Origin of the sequence: Fusicatenibacter saccharivorans (assembly GCF_027667425.1) — a bacterium.
GTDB lineage: Bacteria > Bacillota > Clostridia > Lachnospirales > Lachnospiraceae > Fusicatenibacter > Fusicatenibacter saccharivorans.
The window spans coordinates 66,701-87,366 of sequence record NZ_JAQEGR010000015.1 but is presented as its reverse complement, the minus strand read 5'-3'; the positions used below and the strand labels follow the sequence as shown (position 1 = coordinate 87,366).

At 49.9% G+C, this 20,666-nt stretch carries 17 protein-coding genes; 13 read left to right on the top strand and 4 right to left on the bottom strand.

From position 1 onward, the window contains the following. The first annotated feature begins 137 nt into the window (after positions 1–137). The 5 genes from queA to PGS38_RS13945 all read left to right on the top strand — a co-directional run bounded on the left by queA (position 138) and on the right by PGS38_RS13945 (position 4,644). Positions 138–1,163, top strand: coding sequence for a tRNA preQ1(34) S-adenosylmethionine ribosyltransferase-isomerase QueA (gene queA, locus PGS38_RS13965; protein ID WP_118594501.1), 1,026 nt, complete (start codon positions 138–140; stop codon positions 1,161–1,163). Positions 1,164–1,391: 228 nt separating this feature from the next. Next, complete coding sequence (locus PGS38_RS13960; RefSeq protein ID WP_022461411.1) at positions 1,392–2,066, top strand: phosphatase PAP2 family protein; 675 nt, start codon at positions 1,392–1,394, stop codon at positions 2,064–2,066. Then, complete coding sequence (locus tag PGS38_RS13955) at positions 2,056–3,117, top strand: lysylphosphatidylglycerol synthase transmembrane domain-containing protein (protein WP_118594500.1); 1,062 nt, start codon at positions 2,056–2,058, stop codon at positions 3,115–3,117. The genes PGS38_RS13960 and PGS38_RS13955 overlap by 11 nt, the downstream gene beginning before the upstream one ends. Then, positions 3,101–3,736: a CDP-alcohol phosphatidyltransferase family protein gene (locus tag PGS38_RS13950; protein ID WP_022461413.1), complete on the top strand. Its 636-nt coding sequence runs from the start codon at positions 3,101–3,103 to the stop codon at positions 3,734–3,736. Before PGS38_RS13955 ends, PGS38_RS13950 begins: the two co-directional genes overlap by 17 nt. After that, positions 3,733–4,644: a phosphatidylserine decarboxylase gene (locus PGS38_RS13945; protein ID WP_243037593.1), complete on the top strand. Its 912-nt coding sequence runs from the start codon at positions 3,733–3,735 to the stop codon at positions 4,642–4,644. Before PGS38_RS13950 ends, PGS38_RS13945 begins: the two co-directional genes overlap by 4 nt. A gap of 60 nt (positions 4,645–4,704) precedes the next feature. Here the strand turns inward: PGS38_RS13945 and aroA are convergent, their stop codons facing one another. Further along, positions 4,705–5,988 carry a 3-phosphoshikimate 1-carboxyvinyltransferase gene (aroA, locus tag PGS38_RS13940; protein WP_118594499.1) on the bottom strand — a complete coding sequence of 428 codons (1,284 nt, stop codon included), beginning with the start codon at positions 5,986–5,988 and terminating at the stop codon, positions 4,705–4,707. Positions 5,989–6,022: 34 nt separating this feature from the next. Further along, complete coding sequence (locus PGS38_RS13935) at positions 6,023–7,135, bottom strand: prephenate dehydrogenase (RefSeq protein WP_055265977.1); 1,113 nt, start codon at positions 7,133–7,135, stop codon at positions 6,023–6,025. 398 nt (positions 7,136–7,533) lie between these two features. Here PGS38_RS13935 and PGS38_RS13930 point away from each other — a divergent pair, with 398 nt between their 5' ends. The 3 genes from PGS38_RS13930 (at position 7,534) to PGS38_RS13920 (ending at position 12,921) form a co-directional block, all read left to right on the top strand. Next, complete coding sequence (locus PGS38_RS13930) at positions 7,534–9,624, top strand: elongation factor G (RefSeq protein ID WP_022461417.1); 2,091 nt, start codon at positions 7,534–7,536, stop codon at positions 9,622–9,624. A gap of 233 nt (positions 9,625–9,857) precedes the next feature. Further along, positions 9,858–12,263: a leucine--tRNA ligase gene (gene leuS / locus PGS38_RS13925; protein WP_022461418.1), complete on the top strand. Its 2,406-nt coding sequence runs from the start codon at positions 9,858–9,860 to the stop codon at positions 12,261–12,263. 94 nt (positions 12,264–12,357) lie between these two features. Beyond that, positions 12,358–12,921, top strand: a complete 564-nt coding sequence (locus PGS38_RS13920) for a TIGR01440 family protein (RefSeq protein WP_117761562.1) — start codon at positions 12,358–12,360, stop codon at positions 12,919–12,921. Between the two features lie 89 nt (positions 12,922–13,010). On the opposite strand, the gene PGS38_RS13915 is transcribed toward PGS38_RS13920, so the two are convergent. Beyond that, the gene (locus tag PGS38_RS13915) at positions 13,011–15,479 is read right to left on the bottom strand and encodes a cation-translocating P-type ATPase (RefSeq protein WP_270476383.1); all 2,469 of its coding nucleotides are present in this window, start codon (positions 15,477–15,479) and stop codon (positions 13,011–13,013) included. A 215-nt stretch (positions 15,480–15,694) separates the two neighbouring features. After that, complete coding sequence (locus PGS38_RS13910) at positions 15,695–17,437, bottom strand: Rqc2 family fibronectin-binding protein (protein ID WP_270476382.1); 1,743 nt, start codon at positions 17,435–17,437, stop codon at positions 15,695–15,697. Positions 17,438–17,588: 151 nt separating this feature from the next. Between PGS38_RS13910 and PGS38_RS13905 the strand changes: the two genes are divergently transcribed. From PGS38_RS13905 to pgsA, 5 genes are read left to right on the top strand one after another with little or no spacing between them, the layout of a single operon-like run. Further along, positions 17,589–17,867, top strand: a complete 279-nt coding sequence (locus PGS38_RS13905) for a DUF370 domain-containing protein (protein WP_055218332.1) — start codon at positions 17,589–17,591, stop codon at positions 17,865–17,867. Continuing rightward, positions 17,860–18,474 (top strand): guanylate kinase, encoded by a 615-nt coding sequence (gene gmk, locus PGS38_RS13900; protein WP_022461423.1) that lies wholly within the window; start codon positions 17,860–17,862, stop codon positions 18,472–18,474. The genes PGS38_RS13905 and gmk overlap by 8 nt, the downstream gene beginning before the upstream one ends. A gap of 15 nt (positions 18,475–18,489) precedes the next feature. Continuing rightward, on the top strand, positions 18,490–18,768 hold the full coding sequence (rpoZ, locus tag PGS38_RS13895; RefSeq protein WP_022461424.1) for a DNA-directed RNA polymerase subunit omega: 279 nt from the start codon (positions 18,490–18,492) through the stop codon (positions 18,766–18,768). A gap of 1 nt (position 18,769) precedes the next feature. Then, positions 18,770–20,095, top strand: coding sequence for a 30S ribosomal protein S12 methylthiotransferase RimO (rimO, locus tag PGS38_RS13890; protein ID WP_055217739.1), 1,326 nt, complete (start codon positions 18,770–18,772; stop codon positions 20,093–20,095). Continuing rightward, the gene (gene pgsA / locus PGS38_RS13885; protein ID WP_055228244.1) at positions 20,092–20,628 is read left to right on the top strand and encodes a CDP-diacylglycerol--glycerol-3-phosphate 3-phosphatidyltransferase; all 537 of its coding nucleotides are present in this window, start codon (positions 20,092–20,094) and stop codon (positions 20,626–20,628) included. Before rimO ends, pgsA begins: the two co-directional genes overlap by 4 nt. Positions 20,629–20,666: the final 38 nt, after the last annotated feature.

Here is a 20,666-nt window from a genome sequence, read left to right as displayed (position 1 = left end):
TGAGTTTTTAAATTTCTTGTCAGAAGGCGGATGCAATGGTATAATAAGGTTCGTTGAGCCCGAAAGAACGGGCGCAGCACAGTATTTTACCTGACATCGGCCTTTTGTGCCGATTTGCAATAGAATGGAGGAAACCAATGAAAACTTCAGATTTTTACTATGATCTGCCAAAAGAACTGATTGCGCAGGATCCGCTCGAAGATCGCAGCGCCTCCCGCCTGATGCATCTGAATAAAGAAACCGGTGAATATGAGCATGGTCATTTCCGCGATATTCTGAAATATTTAAAACCGGGCGACTGCCTTGTGATCAACGATACCAAAGTAATTCCGGCGCGTCTCTACGGTTCGAAAGTCGGCACCGATGCAGCAATCGAAATCCTTCTGTTAAAAAGAAGAGAAAATGATATCTGGGAGACCCTCGTAAAACCGGGCAAAAAATGTAAGGTCGGCACGGTGATCTCCTTCGGCGACGGCATTCTGACCGGAGAGGTTGTAGATATTGTCGATGAGGGAAACCGTCTGATCCAGTTCCATTACGACGGCATTTTCGAGGAGATCCTCGACCAGCTTGGCGAGATGCCGCTGCCGCCGTATATCACACACAAACTGCAGGACAAGAACCGCTACCAGACGGTATACGCGAAACACGAGGGAAGCGCAGCCGCTCCGACCGCAGGACTGCACTTTACAAAAGAGCTTCTGCAGCAGGTACAGGATGCCGGTGTAAAGATCGCCCATGTAACCCTGCATGTCGGCCTTGGCACCTTCCGTCCGGTGAAAGTGGAGGATGTCACCCAGCATCACATGCACTCTGAGTTCTATGTGGTAGAAGAAGATCAGGCAAAACTGATCAACGATACGAAAGCAGCAGGCGGCCGTGTGATCGCAGTCGGAACAACGAGCTGCCGTACTCTGGAGTCGGCAACCGGCGAGGACGGCATTTTAAAAGCCGGAAGCGGCTGGACCGAGATCTTTATCTATCCGGGTTACCGCTTCAAGATGATCGACGGACTGATCACCAATTTCCATCTGCCGGAGTCCACACTGGTGATGCTGGTATCGGCACTGGCTGGAAAAGAGCATATTATGGCAGCTTATGAAGAGGCTGTAAGAGAAAAATACCGCTTTTTCTCCTTCGGCGATGCCATGATGATTGAATAAAAAATTCGTTTATGACAAAAATACGATGCTGAAAGAAAACGACCATATAGGAACACCCGTGAAGCCCTATATGGTCGTTTTTTTCTCTGCGAATCTTCTAAATCTTTCTTTTTCCCTGCCGAAAAACAGAAGATTTTATTAAGGTTTCTGAAAACGAGCGGAACTGGGTTGTGTCAGGGAATGTTTTTGCGTATACTGATACGTGTTTGAGACAAGGGAGGACGGATTTTGAAGAGAGACGAGAGAAGAAAGTTTCCATACTATGGTATCCTGCCGCTAATTCTGACGCTGACAGCGAATTTTATCGCTTATTTTGGAACGCGGCCGTTCACCAGTTCGTGGAAACATTACAATATAGAAACGGTGCTGGATCAGCAGATCCCGGTGATCCCGTGGACGATCGTGATTTATTTTGGCTGTTATCTGGTCTGGATTGTAAATTATCTGATTGCCGCAAGCAGAGAGAAAGAATTTGTCTGGCGGTTCTTTGCAGCAGATGTTCTGGCGCGGCTTGTCTGTATGGCATTTTATCTGCTGCTGCCGACAACGAACGTAAGGCCGTCGATCCCGGAACAGGGATTCTGGAATCAGATGCTTGCCTTGCTCTACCAGATGGATGCGGCGGACAATTTGTTCCCATCGATTCACTGCCTGAACAGCTGGTTCTGCTATATCGCAGTCCGCGGAAGACGGGAGATTCCGCGCTGGTATCAGCGGTTCTCTTTCTGGGCGGCACTTGCCGTGTTTGTCTCTACGCTGACAACAAAGCAGCATGTGATTGCAGATGTGATTGGCGGAGCGCTTCTGGCAGAAGTGACGTGGCAGATCGCGGGACGCACGCATCTTGGTGCATGGTATGGCATGATATTGGAACGAAGGAGGTGGAAACGCCGTGCAGAGTAAGAAAAAAATGATCGTGAATACTGTTTTTCTCGTTGTGATTTTTGCGTTGACGATATACGGTGTTTTCCACGGCGAAGACCTTGGCGCAATGATGGAAGCAATGCGGCGAGCAGATGTGCGGTGGCTGTTGCCGGGACTGTTCTGTGTCGTGTTTTTTATCTGGGGAGAATCGATCATCATCTGGTACATGATGCATTCCTTCCAGATTCCGGTGAAGAGGCGGACATGTTTTCTGTTTTCTTCCGTCGGATTCTTTTTCAGCTGTATCACACCGTCCGCAAGCGGCGGCCAGCCGATGCAGCTCTACTATATGAAAAAGGAGAAAATATCTCTTCCGGTATCAACGGTAATTCTGATGATCGTCACGATCACTTACAAAGCGGTGCTGGTCGTGGTGGGACTTGGGCTTGTTCTGTTCGGACAGGGCTTCCTGCACCGGTATCTGACGGAAATCCTTCCGGTTTTCTATCTGGGAATCGGTCTGAATGTCTTCTGTGTCACAGCCATGCTCATTCTGGTTTTTCATCCGGCGCTTGCGCGGACAATTCTGGTTTTGGGACTGAAAATCGTGGAAAAACTGCATTTGATGAAACGAAAAGAAAGCCGCCTGAAAAAACTGGAAGCTTCCATGGAAGTCTACCAGAATACGGCAGCGTATCTTGGCACCCACAAAATGGTGCTGGTCAATGTCCTTGCGATTACCTTTGCACAGAGGTTTGCTTTGTTTGCAGCAACATGGTTTGTATACCGCGCCTTCCATTTATCAGGCGTTTCCTTTATTGCCATTGTGCTGCTGCAGGCGGTCATTTCCGTATCGGTTGACATGCTGCCGCTTCCGGGAGGAATGGGAATCAGCGAGACACTGTTCCTGAAAATTTTCCCGCCGGTCTTTGGAAGCACGCTGCTTCTTCCGGCAATGGTGCTTTCCAGAGGGCTCGGCTACTACGGGGAACTGCTGGTGAGTGCAGTCTTTACCATCGTCGCACAGCTTACGATCGGGAATACGAAAAGAGAAAAAAGAGGGGGAACTACATATGATAGGGTTCTATGATTATACCGTAATATTAACATATATCAGCTTTGCATCGTCCATCAGCGGCATTTTTCTTGCAACGCGGGGGCACTTTAACTGGGCGATTTTTTGTCTTGCTTTTTCCGGACTGTGCGATATGTTCGATGGAAAAATTGCGCGGACGAAGAAAAACAGGACAGAAGATGAAAAGCGGTTCGGCATTCAGATCGATTCGCTCTGCGATGTGGTCTGTTTCGGTGTCTTTCCGATCGTGCTCTGCTATGAGCTTGGCATGACACATTTTTACAGCATTCCGATTCTTATTTTCTACGGTCTTGCGGGCGTGATCCGTCTGGGATATTTTAACGTAATGGAAGAGAAGCGTCAGAATGAAACTTCGGAGAACCGGAAATATTACCAGGGACTGCCGATTACCTCGATGTCAGTGGCTCTGCCGCTGCTGTTCGTCTTTGCGCCGCTCTGCCGCGGATACTTTCTAATCTGGCTGCATCTGCTGGTGCTGGCGGTCGGTGTTCTGTTTATCACGGATTTCCGCTTCCGCAAGCCGACGAATAAAGAGCTTGCTGTGCTGGTAGCGGTCGTTGGAGTGGCTGTGCTCCGCGGACTTCTGATCTGGAAGGGAGGAAGAACGATTTGAGACTCTGCGCTTATCCTTACCGAAAACAGGGGAAAAATTATCCAAAGCTTGATCTGATCCGCGAGGAAAATGATCTGCAGGACCGTTTTCTACACATGATGTACAGCCATGCCGCCGGAAGAGCCGCGATGCAGCCGCTGGTTCAGTCATTTGTATCTCGTGCGGCAGGCTGCTTTCTGGACAGCCGCTTATCGGTGCCGCTGGTTGCACTGTTTGTAAAGAAAAATCATATTTCACTGAAGGAATGTACCGCAAAGCAGTTTATCTCGTTCAATGATTTCTTTGTGCGGAAGCTGAAAATGGATGCACGTCCGTTTTCCAATGCGCCGCAGGATTTTATCAGCCCGTGTGATGCGCGGCTTACGGTTTATCCGATTCATGAGAACGGGAAGTTTGAGATCAAGAACACAGAATATACGCTGGAACAGCTTCTGCGCGACAGGAAGCTGGCAAAACGGTATGAGGGCGGAACGTTATTTCTGTTTCGGCTTTCCGTGGACGATTATCACCGGTATCTCTTTGTGGATGACGGCGTCTGTTCGACGGAACGGCGGATTGAGGGTGTGCTCCACACGGTCAATCCGGCGGCGAATGATTTTTGCCCGATCTATAAAGAAAATACGAGAACCTACACGCTGCTGCAGTCCGCAAATTTCGGCACACTGCTGCAGATGGAGGTCGGCGCGATGATGGTCGGAAAGATTGTCAATGAAAATGCCGGAGCGGCGAGACGTGTACAGCGCGGCGAAGAGAAAGGCTATTTTGCCTTCGGTGGTTCGACAGTGATCGTTCTGGCACAGAAGGGAAGCGCAGTGCCGGAAAAACGGATCTGGAATTATTCGCGGCTTGGAATCGAAACGCGGGTACGGCAGGGAGAAACGGTTGGAACGGCCGGAAGAACAGGGTAAAAGCAAAAAAATGGATTGTGAGGAAATGATCTTCACAATCCATTTTTGTTTAAACGTTTTTTATGCCTGCAGCCGTGCCAGATCCTGGTAGAATGTCGGATACGAGATATCCACACAGCCGGCGCGCAGGATTTCCGTCGGTGTCTCTGCGGCAAGCGAAGCGATTGCAAACGACATCGCAATGCGGTGGTCGAGGCGGCTGTCGATTTGGGCGCCGTGGAACGGTTTTCCGCCCTCAATGATCATGCCGTCGTCCGTGCCTTCCAGGGAAACACCCATCGCGGTGAGTTCGTTTACCATGATATCAAGACGGTTCGATTCTTTGACTTTCAGCTCCTCCGCATTCCGGATCACGGTTGTACCGTTCGCTGTGGCGGCAAGAACCGCGATGATCGGGATTTCATCGATCAGGGTCGGGATCAGTTCGCCCTCGATGACAGTGCCGGAAAGAGACGGCGTATAGCGCACGAGAAGGTCTGCAACCGGTTCTCCGCCGGAGTTCTGCTCATTCAGAAGTGTGATGTCAGCACCCATGGCGCGGCAGACGCGGAGCATACCGTCGCGGGTCGGGTTGATGCCGACATTTTTCAGGAGCACCTCAGAGCCTGGAACTATCAGCGCGGCGGCGATGAAGTAGGCGGCGGAGGAAATATCTCCCGGCACACGGACGAGATTTCCATGGAGATCCGGGTCCGGCAGAACCGATGCGGTCAGCCCTTCGGAGGCAACGTCGGCGCCGAAGAATTTCAGCATCAGCTCCGTATGGTTTCTGGAAAGAGCCGGTTCGGTAACGCTTGTTTTTCCGTCAGCATACAGTCCGGCAAGCAGGACACACGATTTGACCTGTGCGGATGCGACCGGCGAAAGATAGGAGATGGCGTGGAGCGGATGGCCGTTGATCGCAAGCGGCGCACAGCCGTTTTCCGGAATACTGCGGATGGAAGCGCTCATCTGGGTCAGCGGATTGATGATGCGTCCCATCGGCCGTTTTTGAATAGAGGCGTCACCGGTCAGTGTACTGGAAAAGTTCTGGCCGGCAAGAATGCCGGAGATCAGGCGTGTCGTTGTTCCGCTGTTTCCGCAGTCGAGAACGGCGGACGGAGCCGAAAGCCCGTGCAGACCTTTTCCATGAACGAGGATGCGCTCCGGCGTGTTCTTGATCTCAATGCCCATACTGCGGAAGCAGGAGATGGTGGAGAGACAGTCGGCACCCTGTAAAAAGTTTGTGACTTCTGTGGTTCCCTCTGAAATGGCACCGAACATGACGGCGCGGTGGGAAATGGATTTATCGCCCGGCACGGAGATTTCTCCGCGCAGAGGACGTACTGCTTTCTGGAACTGCATAACGTAACTTCCTCCTGTCAAGATATACGCGCTTTTAATTGCGGATATGAATGGTATAGCCATGGTCTTTTAAGACCTTCCGGGCAAGAATGCCTGCCTGCTCTTCATAAAATTCAATGCGGAGAGCACCCTCTTCGAACTCGCGGTTATGCGTAATGCCGATATTTTTAATACTGATCTGGTTGATGGCAAGAATTGTTGTAACGGCTGCGATTCCGCCGGCTTCATCGAGCAGGTCGCAGTAAACGACGTATTCTTTCTTTGTCGGTCCATAGGAAGAATCTTCCATGGAATTCCGGTATTCGCGGGAACTCTCAAACATATTGTAGAGCTCGTGGCCTTTTTTGTTGTCAACCAGGTATTTTGCCTGGACGAGAAGGCGGATATAGGAATCCAGCACATTCGAGAGCTGCTTCTGGTTTGAGAGACAGATCTGCTGCCATACCTCCGGGGAGGAGGAAGCGATGCGGGTGATGTCCTTGAAGCCGCCTGCAGCAACGGTTTTCATCTGCTCTTCCGGTGTGTCCAGGGATGCGAGTGCATTGACCAGGGTAGCGGCAACGATATGCGGCAGATGACTGACACCTGCGGTGATGTAGTCGTGCTCTTCGTATGTTAAAACCATCGGGATCGCCTTTAAGGACTGGACAAGATCAACGAAAGCGGAAACTGTCGCGATCTCAACATCTGGTCCGGGTGTAATCATATAGTAAGCATTTTCCAGCAGGTAATCGGTGGCGCTGGAATATCCCGTCTTTTCGGAGCCTGCCATCGGATGGCCGCCGATAAACTGGTGCGTCATGCCGAGGGTCTCAACCGCCTGATGGATTTCTCCTTTTACACTTCCGACGTCTGTGATGATACAGCCCGGTTTTGCGATGCCTTTCACGAACGGAAGATAGGAGATGTTGGTGCTGACAGGAGCACATAAGAAGATATAGTCACAGTCGGCAAAGCGGTCGTCCCGTTCTTCCAGCGCGATATCAATCACGCCTTCCTGAATTGCCTCTTCGATCGTCGCTTTGGTGCGGCAGTAGGCCATCAGTTTATACTCCGGGTGAACCTTTCTGAGGGTTTTTGCAATGGAGCCGCCGATGAGGCCAAGGCCGATAAAGCCGATACAGATTTTTTCGGATGTATCACACATAATTCAAGTAGTCCTTTCTGACAATTTTCGTAGGTAAATCGTATAAAAGACATTGTAAAGCATCTGAAATCAAATGTCAAAGATTTCTTGCTTTAAAGCGACAAAGCATTTTTGAAAGGCAGCAATTTTGCTTGTTTTGCAAAATCCGGCAGATTCCACAGAAAAGCCAGACAGAAAAGCGGAAGAAAGACAGAATAACCAGCTAAAATACATATAAAATTTAAAAATTCAGAAATATATTGTGAAATATGAATAATATACTTGCAAAAAAGCAAAAACTTTAGTAGAATAGTGACTATGATAAGAGGAACGGAAGACGTGAATCTTGATAAAAAGCAGAAAGGCGAATAAGAGCGGCCTTGCAATCTGCAAATTTACTTACATGGGAGGTATTACATATGGACGTTTTTAGAACTGACCGAATCAGAAATGTGGTGCTGCTGGGGCACAGCGGCTCCGGAAAGACAAGTCTGACCGAAGCTATGGCTTATCTTTCCGGTATGACAAACCGTCTCGGAAAAGTGACAGACGGAAATACCGTCAGCGATTTTGACAAAGAAGAAATCAAGCGCAAATGCTCTATTTCCACAACGCTTGTCCCGGTCGTATGGGGAAAAAATAAGATCAATGTTCTGGATACTCCTGGAATGTTTGATTTCGTAGGAGAAGCACAGGAAGCCGCTTCCGCAGCAGATGCCGCTGTAATCGTGGTATCCGGAAAGGCCGGCGTGCAGGTCGGAACCCAGAAAGCATGGGAACTCTGCGAGAAATACAATCTTCCGCGTATGATCTTTGTAACGGAAATGGATCAGGACGATGTCAGCTACCGAGAAGTCGTTGAGCAGCTCACCGAACTGTACGGAAAACGAATCGCACCGCTTCATATGCCTCTGCGTGAAAACGGTAAATTTGTAGGATATATCAATATTGTAAAGAACAAAGGCCGCAGATATATCGAAAAAGATAAAAAAGAAGAATGCCCGATTCCGGATTACTCCGTAGAATATCTGGAGAAGTACCGTGAAACCCTGATGGAATCCGTGGCAGAAACAAGTGAAGAGTTTATGGACCGCTACTTTGGCGGAGAAGAGTTCTCGGTAGCAGAGATTTCCGCAGCGCTTGCCATGAACGTAGGAGACGGCACCATCGTTCCGGTATGCATGGGATCTCCGGTGAACCTGCAGGGCGTATCGAACCTTCTGGATGATATCTGCGGATACTTCCCGGATCCGTCCACCCGTCCGTGTGCCGGCATCAATCTCAATACGAACGAAATTTTCGAGGCAAATTACGACTTTGCGAAACCGAAGAGCGCGACCATTTTCAAGACGATCGTGGATCCGTTCCTTGGAAAATATTCAATGATTAAGGTTTGCTCCGGCGTTATTAAAAGCGATGATGTGCTCTATAATGTAGATCAGGAATCCGAAGAAAAACTGAGCAAGCTGTACGTGCTCGAAGGCTCCAAGCCGATCGAAGTACCGGAGCTTCATGCAGGAGATATCGGTGCCATCGCAAAACTCGGCGATGCAAGAACCGGCGATTCCCTTGCGACAAAGAACAATCAGGTCCGCTACGGAAAACCGGATGTTTCGACTCCGTACACCGCAAAACGATATAAACCGAAGAACAAAGCCGATGTAGATAAGATCTCCCAGGCCTTTGCCAAGATGATGCAGGAAGACCTGACTATGAAGGCAGTCAATGATTCTGCAAACCATCAGACATTGCTGTACGGCATGGGCGACCAGCACATCGATATTATCGTCAGCAAGCTGCTGGAGCGCTACAAAGTAGAAGTAGAGCTGTCCCGTCCGAAGGTAGCCTTCCGCGAGACGATCCGCAAAAATTCGGATGTAGAAGCAAAATACAAAAAACAGTCCGGCGGCCACGGCCAGTACGGTCATGTAAAAATGCGCTTCTCCGCTTCCGGAGATCTCGAGAAACCATACGTTTTCGAGCAGGAAGTTGTCGGCGGCGCCGTTCCGAAGAACTACTTCCCGGCTGTTGAAAAAGGTATCCAGGAAGCCGTACAGAAAGGCCCTCTGGCTGCTTATCCGGTAGTCGGCGTCAAAGCCGTTCTGTATGATGGTTCTTATCATCCGGTAGACTCCTCCGAGATGGCATTCAAGACCGCAGCGATCCAGGCGTTCAAGAAAGGCTTTATGGAAGCATCCCCGGTTCTCCTTGAGCCGATCGTTTCGATGAAGATCACGGTAGACGATAAATACACCGGCGATATCATGGGCGATCTCAACAAACGCCGTGGCCGTGTGCTCGGCATGAACCCGGATCACAAGGGCCATACGATTATCGAGGCTGATGTTCCGGAACTTGAGATCTACGGATACGGCACAACACTCCGCTCCATGACAGGCGGAAGCGGTGATTTCTCCTATGAGTTTGCGAGATATGAGCAGGCTCCGTCCGATATCCAGGCAAAAGAGATTGAGGCAAGAGCTTCGAAGGTTGAAAAAGCAGAAGAATAAAGCTTTATAAAATAGTGTGATAAAACAGAGAAAATCCGGTTTCGGGAGCAGAATTCGCCCGGAAACCGGATTTTTCTGCGGTTTTTGAAGAAAAACGGAGGATATAGGAAAAAATAAATTGTAAAAACAGGGAAAGAGTGATAGAATACAGCTATATGTTCAAATGCGCATGCTGTCCTATGCGGCGGTGTGAGAAAAAAGAACTTTGAACTTGAACATGCAGGAGGTTACCTATGAGTAAAAGATATGAGCCACAGGACATTGAAAAAAAGTGGCAGAAGATCTGGCAGGATGAAAAAGCCTTTGCCGCCACAGATGATTATACAAAACCGAAATACTACGCACTCGTTGAGTTTCCGTATCCGTCAGGACAGGGACTTCACGTAGGCCATCCGCGTCCGTACACTGCACTGGACATCGTAGCCAGAAAGCGCAGAATGCAGGGTTACAACGTTCTGTATCCGATGGGCTGGGATGCATTTGGTCTTCCAACGGAGAACTATGCGATCAAAAACCACATTCATCCGAAGATCGTTACCAAAAACAACGTACATCACTTCAAAGACCAGCTTCAGTCTCTTGGATATTCCTTCGACTGGGACAGAGAGATCAACACGACGGATCCGGAATACTATCACTGGACCCAGTGGATTTTCCTGAAACTTTTCAAAGCCGGACTGGCATATAAAAAAGAAATGCCGATCAACTGGTGTACTTCCTGTAAGGTAGGTCTTGCAAACGAGGAAGTTGTAAACGGCGTGTGCGAGCGCTGCGGAAGCCCGGTTGTCCGCAAAGTAAAGAGCGAGTGGATGCTGAAGATCACCGAGTATGCAGACAAGCTGATCGACGGTCTGGACGGCGTTGACTATATTGAGCGTGTCAAAACTTCCCAGAAAAACTGGATCGGACGTTCCCACGGAGCAGAGGTTGATTTCTCCCTGAAAGATAAACCGGAGAAGCTGACTATCTATACCACACGCCCGGATACCCTGTTCGGTGTTACGTACATGGTACTCTCCCCGGAGCATCCGTACATCGACCAGTACAAAGATGAGATCAAGAACTGGGATGAGGTCTGCGCATACCGTGAGATGGCAGCCAGAAAATCCGATTTCGAGCGTTCCGAGCTTGCAAAAGACAAGACCGGTGTCATGATCGACGGACTTTCCGCAGTCAACCCGGTTAATGGAAAAGAGATCCCGATCTGGATTTCCGATTATGTACTGATGAGCTACGGCACCGGCGCCATCATGGCAGTACCGGCACACGATGAGCGTGACTGGGAGTTCGCAAAGAAATTCAACATGCCGATCATCGAGGTTGTTGCAGGCGGCGACGTACAGAACGAAGTTTACACCGACGTTGCAGAGGGAACTCTTGTCAACTCCGGTTTCCTGAACGGACTTTCCGTTGCGGAAGCAAAAAAGAAAATTCTTGAGTGGCTCGAAGAGAACCACGTTGGAAAAGCAAAAACAAACTATAAGCTGCGTGACTGGGTATTCTCCCGTCAGCGTTACTGGGGTGAGCCGATTCCGATCGTACACTGCGACAAATGCGGTTACGTTCCGGTTCCGGAAGAATCCCTTCCGCTGGAGCTGCCGGATGTAGAGAGCTACATGCCGACCGATAACGGCGAGTCTCCGCTGGCTGCCATGACAGACTGGGTCAACACCACCTGCCCGTGCTGCGGAGGACCTGCAAAACGTGAGACCGATACCATGCCGCAGTGGGCTGGTTCTTCCTGGTATTACATCCGCTATACCGATCCGAAGAACAAAGAGGCTCTGGCAAGCAAAGAAGCTATGAAATACTGGCTGCCGGTTGACTGGTACAACGGAGGAATGGAGCACACCACCCTTCACCTTCTGTATTCCCGTTTCTGGCATAAATTCCTGTACGATCAGGGCGTAGTTACCTGCCCGGAACCGTATCAGAAACGTACTTCCCACGGAATGATCCTCGGCGAGAACGGCGAGAAGATGAGTAAATCCCGTGGAAACGTTGTCAACCCGGATGATATCGTAGCTGAGTTCGGTGCAGATACCCTGCGTACGTACGAGATGTTCATCGGTGCCTTCGACTTAAGTGCATCCTGGTCTCAGGAAGGCGTAAAAGGATGCCGTCGTTTCCTCGAGCGTGTATGGAAACTGCAGGACAGCCTGGTAGACGGAGATTCCTACTCCAAAGAGCTGGAGTCCAAAATGCACCAGACCATCAAGAAAGTATCCAGCGACTATGAGTCCCTGAAATACAACACAGCGATCGCAGCCATGATGACCCTGGTCAACGAGTTCTACAAAGCCGGAAAAGTAACGAGAAAAGAGTTCGAAACCCTTCTGATCCTGCTGAATCCGGTTGCACCGCATATGACCGAGGAACTGTGGGCAGACCTTGGATACGAAGGCCGTCTGTATCAGACCGCATGGCCGGAGTTTGACGAGGAGAAGACGGTAGAGGCAGTAGCCGAGATCGCTGTTCAGATCAACGGTAAAATGCGCGGAACGATCAAAATCGCCAAAGATGCAGATAAAGAGACCGCAATCGCCGCTGCAAAAGAGGCAGTTGCAGACAAACTGACCGGAAACATCGTAAAAGAAATTTACGTACCGGGAAGAATTGTGAATATCGTTCAGAAATAATAATTATGTAAGCTGAAGAAAGGAGGCTGATTCTTGGAAAAAGAGTCAGTCTCCTTTTGCATAAATATTGCTGTTTAGCAAGGAGGGATACAAAATGGATCTTAAAACAATCAGACAGGAAGCGCGTGCCGTCGCAGAGGAGCTGATTACGACGGCGCAGATGAAACCGGGACAGACTCTGGTAGTGGGATGTTCTTCGAGTGAAATTCACAACAGTAAGCTTGGAACGGATTCCAGCCAGGAGATCGGGCAGGCGGTGTTTGAGGCGCTGTATGCGTGTACGAAGGAGCATGGGCTGTATCTGGCGGCGCAGTGCTGTGAGCATCTGAACCGCGCGGTTGTTCTGGAGCGTGCGGCGGCAGAAAAATACGGTTACGAGCCGGTCTGCGCGGTACCGTGGCTGCATGGCGGCGGATCGTTTGCGATGGCGGCATACTATGGATTGGAGGACGCTGTCACCGTAGAGCGTGTGCAGGCGCATGCAGGTATTGATATCGGTGATGTGCTGATCGGCATGCAGCTGAAGGCAGTAGCCGTTCCGGTCCGGGTATCGCAGAAAACGATCGGAGATGCGCACGTTGTCTGCGCGCGGACAAGACCGAAATACATCGGCGGCGAGCGGACGCATTACGCGGAAGATCCGGAGATGAGAAAGTAAGAAACTGTGATTGGTAAATCAAAAAATGCCGTACAGGCGGAGAAAAATTTCCAACGCTGTACGGCATTTTTGATGTTTGGTTTTACGTTTTATTTCGCTTTTCTCGCTTCCCGTTTTCGCAGGAAGAAAATTTTCTGCTTCCGGTAAAAAGAGGAAATGGAATCCACGAGGATGCTCAAATATCGCAGAACCGGCTCTGTTGCGACAGAGAATACGACCAGCAGCATGATACATTTTCTGGACATATCAGAAATGGCGAACAGCTGGTTCAGATAGGTACTGCAGAAAATGAAGGCAATAATCGAGCCGATCAGGATCGTCCAGCGCATCCAGTTGAGCGGCTTGCTGATCCGGTAGAGAATCATAAAACCGACAATGGCGAGCAGTACGGTAGCAGCGGTCGAAATATCTTCCGAGCCGACCGCAAATTCCTGGCCGAAGACAACGAGTGTTGCGACCATCAAAAAGTCGGTCAGCGCCGCAGGCAGGGCCCGTGTCAGAATGTTCGTGATAAAGTGGCCCGCGATCCGGTTTTTGTTCGGCATTAGCGAGAGCAGGAAGCCTGGAATACCGATCGTAAACATACTGATCAGCGAGATCTGGGACGGCTCCAGCGGATACGTCACCATCGAGATCAGTGAGAAGATGGACAGCAGGAACGAGAAAATGTTCTTTACCAGGAACAGCGTTCCCGAGCGCTGCAGGTTGTTGACAACGCGGCGGCCTTCCAGTACGACAGAAGGCATCTTCGAAAAGTCGTTGTCCAGCAGAACGAGCTGTGCAGCCTGTGCGGCAGCGTCACTTCCGGATGCCATCGCAACGGAGCAGTCGGCATCCTTTAATGCGAGCACATCGTTGACACCATCGCCGGTCATCGCAACGGTCTTGCCGTTTTTCTTTAAAGCCTGGACAAACTGGCGTTTTTGGTCTGGTGTGACACGGCCGAACACGGTGTATTTCAGGATTGCTTCTTCGAGCTCTTCCGGTGTCTTTAGAGTGGAAGCATCAATATAATCCTCTGCGTGTGCAATCCCTGCCTGGCGGGCAACCTCAGATACCGTTACCGGAGTATCACCGGAGATGACCTTGACATGGACACCCTGATCTTCGAAGTAGCGGAACGTTTCCGGTGCTTCTTTTCGGATCGGATTGGAGAGAAGCACGTAGCCAAGCGGCGTGACACGGCCGGAGAGTGCTTTTCCATCCGGTACAGTTTCGGATGTGCCGAAGACGAGGAGACGGAATCCCTTTGAGGTATACGCTTCAATTTCACTCTGATAGCGTGCAAAATCATCGCGGAGAACGAACTCCGGGGCACCGAGCACGTAGGAGACATCCGAAAATGTCACACTGGAATACTTGAATTCCGAGGAGAACGAAGTCATCGAAACGGCAGTTCTGCCGTTGTTGTCTTTAAAATATTCTTTCAGTGCCGCCATAGTAATGTTGTCGTTTGACATGGCAGATGCGAAATCACCGACCGCAAGGGAAAGCTCTTCTTTCTGCGGTGCGGGAGCATTTTCGCCGGATTCTGTATCAGGGACTGAACTGGAGCCGACCAGAATCAGGTCATGTACTTTCATATTTGTCTCGGTGATGGTTCCCGTCTTATCGACACAGAGCACGTTGACGCGAGCCAGCGTCTCGATACATTTCATATCATGCACGAGAACCTTCTGCGAAGCCAGACGCATAACGCTGACTGCAAGGGCAACGCTCGCAAGCAGGTAAAGACCTTCTGGGATCATGCCGAGCACGGCGGCCACCATCGAGGTAATGCTCTCACGGAACGCTTCGTGGGAGACGAAAAACTGCTGGCCGAAGAGCAGAAGACCGATCGGAATGATCAGAATGCCGACAACCTTTACCAGCTTGTTGAGGGAGCGGATCATCTCGGACTGTTCGCCCTCTTTCATGGCCTTTGCCTCGAGGGTCAGACGGGAAATGTAGGAATCTTCACCGACCTGGGTCAGACGGCTCTTGCAGCTTCCAGAGACGATAAAACTTCCGGACATCAGCTCGTCGCCCGGGCGCTTGGTAATCTCATCGGATTCACCGGTAAGCAGCGATTCGTTGACCTGTACCTCACCTTCAAGCACGACGGCATCAGCGCAGATCTGTTTTCCTGCGGTAAATACAACAATATCATCGAGTACGAGATCCTCCGCGGCGAGTGTTACCTCAGCACCGTCACGGATCGCAGTAGCCTTCGGCGCGTTTAAAACAGACAGCTTTTCCAGCGTCTTTTTCGCCTTGATTTCCTGTACAATGCCGATCAGCGTGTTCGCGATGATGACCGGCAGAAACGTAAGATCCCGGAACGAACCGGCAAGGATCAGAAAGATGGCAATAATCAGAAAAATCAGGTTGAAATACGTACAGACATTGCTCTTTACGATCTCGGCCGTTGTCTTGGACGGAGGTTCCACCGCGCAGTTGGTCCAGCCGTTCTCGCGGTACTCGACAACCTGCTCGGCGGAAAGGCCTTTGGAAGGGTCTGCCTCATAGCGCGTCGTTGGAACACGGCGGTGAATGATTTCGGGAATTGTTTTGTTCATAACAGTTATATTCCTCTCCGGCTGTCCTGATAAAGAAGAGACAGCCTCACTGTGGTTTGGTTGAAAAAGATCACGTCTGGAATCTTTTTCCATACTAAGAAGTATACCATAGAGCATCGAAAAAGAAATGAAGGAAGTATTAAATTTTACGAAAAAAAGACTTTTCGCAAAGAGGAACAGATAGGAATGTGCGAAAAGTCTTTTGTATTCTGAATTCAGTCCTGTATTTCCTGAAGATTGCGGATGTTCGGCTCCGCCATCATGGAGTAATTGGTGTAATAAACAACGAAACCCGGTTTGCTTCCGTTTGGTTTGCGCAGGTTTTTCTTTAAGGTGTAGTCGATTTCCACCTTCGGTGCCTGTCTGCCTTTCGAGTAATAGGCGGCGAGAGCAGCGGCCTCTTCGTAGACGGAATCCGGCAGCTCTTTACCGTTCGTCTTTACGATGACATGGCTGCCCGGCTGGCCTTTCGCGTGGAACCACCAGTCGTTGCCGGAGGCGAATTTAAACGAAAGTTCCTCGTTCTGGAAGTTGTTCTTGCCGACATAAATGTCAAAGCCCTCGGAAGAGCGGTAGTGGAACGGATGGGAGGTGATTTTCTGCTTTTTCCCTGTCGGTCCCTTGCGGCGGATGTAGCCGTACTCGATCAGCTCTTCTTTTAACTGCACCAGATCCGCCTCATCGAGCGCAATATCAAGCGCCGTGCTGATGGATTCGAGATGGTCGATTTCCTCTTTCGTCTCGACAAGAAGTTCTTCGAGTGCCTCACGGGTCCGCTTCAGCTTTCCGTAGCGGTCGAAGTATTTTTTCGCATTTTCGCCGGCAGAGAGCGTTCCGTCGAGCGGAATCGTGATTTCCTCGCCGTTATAGTAATTGACGGCTTTCAGCGAAGTATCGCCCGGCTGGCAGCTGTAGCCGTACGTATTTAAAAGCTCACCGTAAATCCGGTATTTTTCCCGCTTGTCGGTGTCTTTTAACTGTTTCTGCTGCAGGTCGTATTTTTTGACATTCCGTTCGAGTGCGGTATTGACGACACGGCGCAGATCGGAAGATTTCTGACGGATGCGGGTGATGCGGTTTTTCATGGCATAGTATGTTTCCAGTACACCGGAGATCGAATCGTATGTTTCCTCCCGCAAATCCTGATACTGCGTCAGTTTCAGTGCGGAAAATTCTTTCGGCTCATCGCCCTGGTATACGATGTTCGGCGTAAATGCGCCGTTTTTGATATCCTCAATCAGATAAGAGAAGGTGCGGAACAGATGAAGCTTTGCATTTTCTTCGAGTGCATTGACCGCAAATCCGCCGTCGATGCCGGCGCGGCAGCAGACTTCCTCCGCCATCAGCGGGCTGAAGCCGGTAAGGGAAGTGTAGATTGCCTTTGCGGCAGCCATTGGTTTCGTGCAGACGAAATCGAAAAATTCTTCTTCTGTGATCGTGAGCGGATCTTTCTTATCCTGCGTGTGCGGAATGAACCAGGTGCGGCCCGGAAGAACCTCACGGACAGAACTCATGTTGACGGAAATATGTTTGATACTGTCAAGGATCGTATTGTCCTCCTGACAGAAGATCAGGTTGCTGTGTTTTCCCATGATCTCCACAATCAGCTTCTTGCGGCAGATATCGCCGAGTTCGTTCAAATGCTCGAGCTCAAAAATAAGAATACGCTCGAGTCCCGGCTGGGTAACGGAGAGAATGCGGGCGCTGCCGATGTGTTTGCGGAGCAGCATACAGAAATTCGGTGCGGTCATCGGGCCGGGCTTATTGTTGTCCGTCAGGTAGATCAGCGGAAGCGAAGCACTTGCCGAGAGGAGAAGACGGTAAACGGTACGGTTGTTTTTTATTGTAATCATCAGCTCGTCGTTTTCCGGCTGTGCGATCTTGTTGATCTTTCCGCCGACGATGGTCTGATTCAGTTCCTGTGCAATATTTGCAATGGTAATTCCATCAAAAGCCATAGAAAATATCTCCTTTGTTTGAAATTCTGGTATTTTCATTATAATACAGAAAAAAAGATTTGACTAGGCTTTCTGAATGAATTATAATAAATCTGTATGGGTAGATGTATTTTCTGAAAAAGACTTCAGAAGGTACAGGAAAGGACGGATTGTGGCAAAACTGATCAACATCGGATTCGGCAATGTCGTAAATTCGGATAAAATAATAGCAGTGGTGAGTCCCGAGGCGGCACCCGTCAAGCGTATGGTGCAGCGTGCAAAGGAAAGCAACCGCATCATCGATGCGACGCAGGGAAGACGCACGAAAGCAGTGCTCATCACCGGAGAAGAATTTATCATCCTTTCGGCTTTGCAGCCGGAAACGATCAGCCGCAGATTCAACGGCGGCTGGGAAACAGAAAAAGAGCGAGGGGAATCTGAAAATGAGTAGAGGAATACTTACTGTAGTATCCGGTTTTTCCGGAGCAGGAAAAGGAACACTGATGAAACGCCTGATGGAGGAGTACGACAACTATGCGCTGTCCATCTCCGTCACCACAAGAGACCCGCGTCCGGGCGAGGAAGACGGCGTATCGTACTTTTTCCGTACAGAAGAAGAGTTTGACCGCATGGTAGAAGAGGATGCCTTCCTCGAGTATGCGCGTTACGTAAAACATTCCTACGGAACGCCGAAGGCATACGTAGAGGAGCAGCTGGATGCCGGAAAAGATGTTCTGCTTGAGATTGAAATCCAGGGAGCACTTCAGGTCAAGGAAAAACGTCCGGACACCCTTCTTGTGTTCATCACACCGCCGACCGCCGAGGAGCTGGAACGACGCCTCCGGGGACGCGGAACGGAAACAGAAGAAGTCATCAAAGGCAGAATGGAGCGTGCAAAAGAGGAAGCACAGGGCATGGACCAGTACGATTATGTCCTGATCAACGACGACCTCGAAACCTGCGTAAAACAGATGCATGAGACCATTCAGAGCCAGCATTTCATGAGCAGCAACCAGAAAGACTTTATCGAACAGATGAAAAAAAGTCTGGAAAAATAGAAAGGAGCATTTATTATGATTCATCCATCTTATCAGGAACTGATTGCAACTATTAACGAGGGCCAGGATCTGGACGAGGCACCGGTTGTCAGCAGCCGTTACTCTCTGGTACTTGCAACAAGCAAACGTGCAAGACAGATCATCGGCGGAGCTGAACCGCTTGTAAAAGTGAAAAAAGGCATGAAACCGCTTTCCATCGCCGTAGAGGAGATGTACAAAGGAGAGGTTACAATCCTTCCGGAATCTGAAGTTGAAGCGGAAGAGGAAACAAAAGAGGAGCCAGTAATTGAATAATATGAAAATTCTGTTTATTTCCCTTGGATGCGATAAAAACCTGGTAGATTCCGAGCATATGCTGGGTCTTCTGGTAGAGCATGGCTTCGAGATCACCGATTCCGAGGAAGATGCAGAGGTTATCGTGATAAACACATGCTGCTTTATCCACGACGCCAAAGAAGAAAGCATTCAAAATATTCTTGAAATGGCGAAGTACCGTACAGCGGGAAGCTGTAAGGTTCTTCTGGTAACGGGCTGTATGGCAGAGCGCTACCGCGATGAAATCATTGAGGAGATTCCGGAGGTTGACGCCGTACTTGGAACGAACAGCTATGACAAAATCCTGGATGCCATTCAGGATGTCCTCGGCGGCGACCGCTTCCAGGAGTATGCCGATCTGAAAGGACTGCCGAAAATTGACGCACAGCGCGTTGTAACGACAGGCGGCCATTACGAATATCTGAAAATTGCAGAGGGCTGTGACAAGCACTGTACCTACTGCATCATTCCGAAGCTGCGCGGACCGTACCGCTCCGTTCCGATGGAGGAACTGATAGCAGAAGCGAAGACGATGGCAGAACAGGGTGTCAAAGAGCTCGTTCTCGTTGCGCAGGAGACAACCATTTATGGTATCGATCTGTACGGAAAGCCGTCTCTCCACCTTCTGTTAAAAGAGCTCTGCAAAATTCAGGAGCTCTACTGGATCCGGATTCTGTACTGCTATCCGGAGGACATCTATCCGGAACTCGTTCAGACGATGAAGGAAGAGCCGAAAGTCTGTCACTACCTGGATCTGCCGATTCAGCATGCCAACGATGAGATCCTGCGCCGCATGGGTCGCAGAACATCCAAACAGGAGCTGATCGACAAAATTGATTTCCTGAGAAGCGAGATGCCGGATATCACACTGCGCACCACGCTGATCACAGGATTCCCGGGAGAGACAAAAGAGCAGCACAAAGAACTCCTCGAGTTTATCAACGACATGGAGTTCGACCGTCTCGGCGTATTCACCTACTCTCCGGAGGAGGGAACACCGGCTGCTGCGATGGAGCATCAGATCGACGAGGAGGTAAAACTGGACCGTCAGGCAGAACTGATGGAGCTGCAGCAGGATATCTCTGCAGAACTCGGCGAGCGCAGGATCGGCCAGGAGCTTCTTGTTATGATCGAGGGCAAAGTGGCGGATGAGGATGCCTATGTGGGCAGAAGCCAGGCGGACGCACCGGGTGTAGACGGCTATGTATTTGTCAATACACCGGAAACACTCGTATCCGGCGACTTCGTAAGAGTGAAAATTACCGGTGCTCTGGAATATGATCTGATAGGAGAGATAAGCCAATGAATTTACCAAACAAATTAACGATTCTGCGGGTAATTATGATTCCGTTTTTCGTGTTCTTCCTGCTGTCTGGCGTGGGCGGAAGCGCGTCCAAATGGATTGCACTGGTAATCTTTGCCGCTGCCAGCATCACGGATACGCTGGACGGCTACATTGCAAGACGTGACAATCTGATTACCGATTTCGGAAAGTTTATGGATCCGCTGGCAGATAAGCTGCTGGTATGCTCTGCACTGATCTGCTTTGTAGAGCTGGACAAGCTTCCGGCGTGGATGGTTATTATTATCATCGCAAGAGAATTTATCATCAGCGGTTTCCGCCTGGTTGCTTCGGACAATGGAATTGTCATCGCAGCAAGCTGGTGGGGAAAATCGAAAACAATCAGCCAGATGATTATGATCATTCTTCTGATCGCTGACATTCCGGCACTTTCCGTGCTGAATACCGTGCTGATCTGGGTTGCACTGATTCTGACCGTTGTTTCTCTGATTGATTACCTGGTAAAAAATAAAAACGTGCTTTCCATGCAGAACTAGGCAGGAAAAAGCACAGAATAAAAACGCTGACCGGTTTG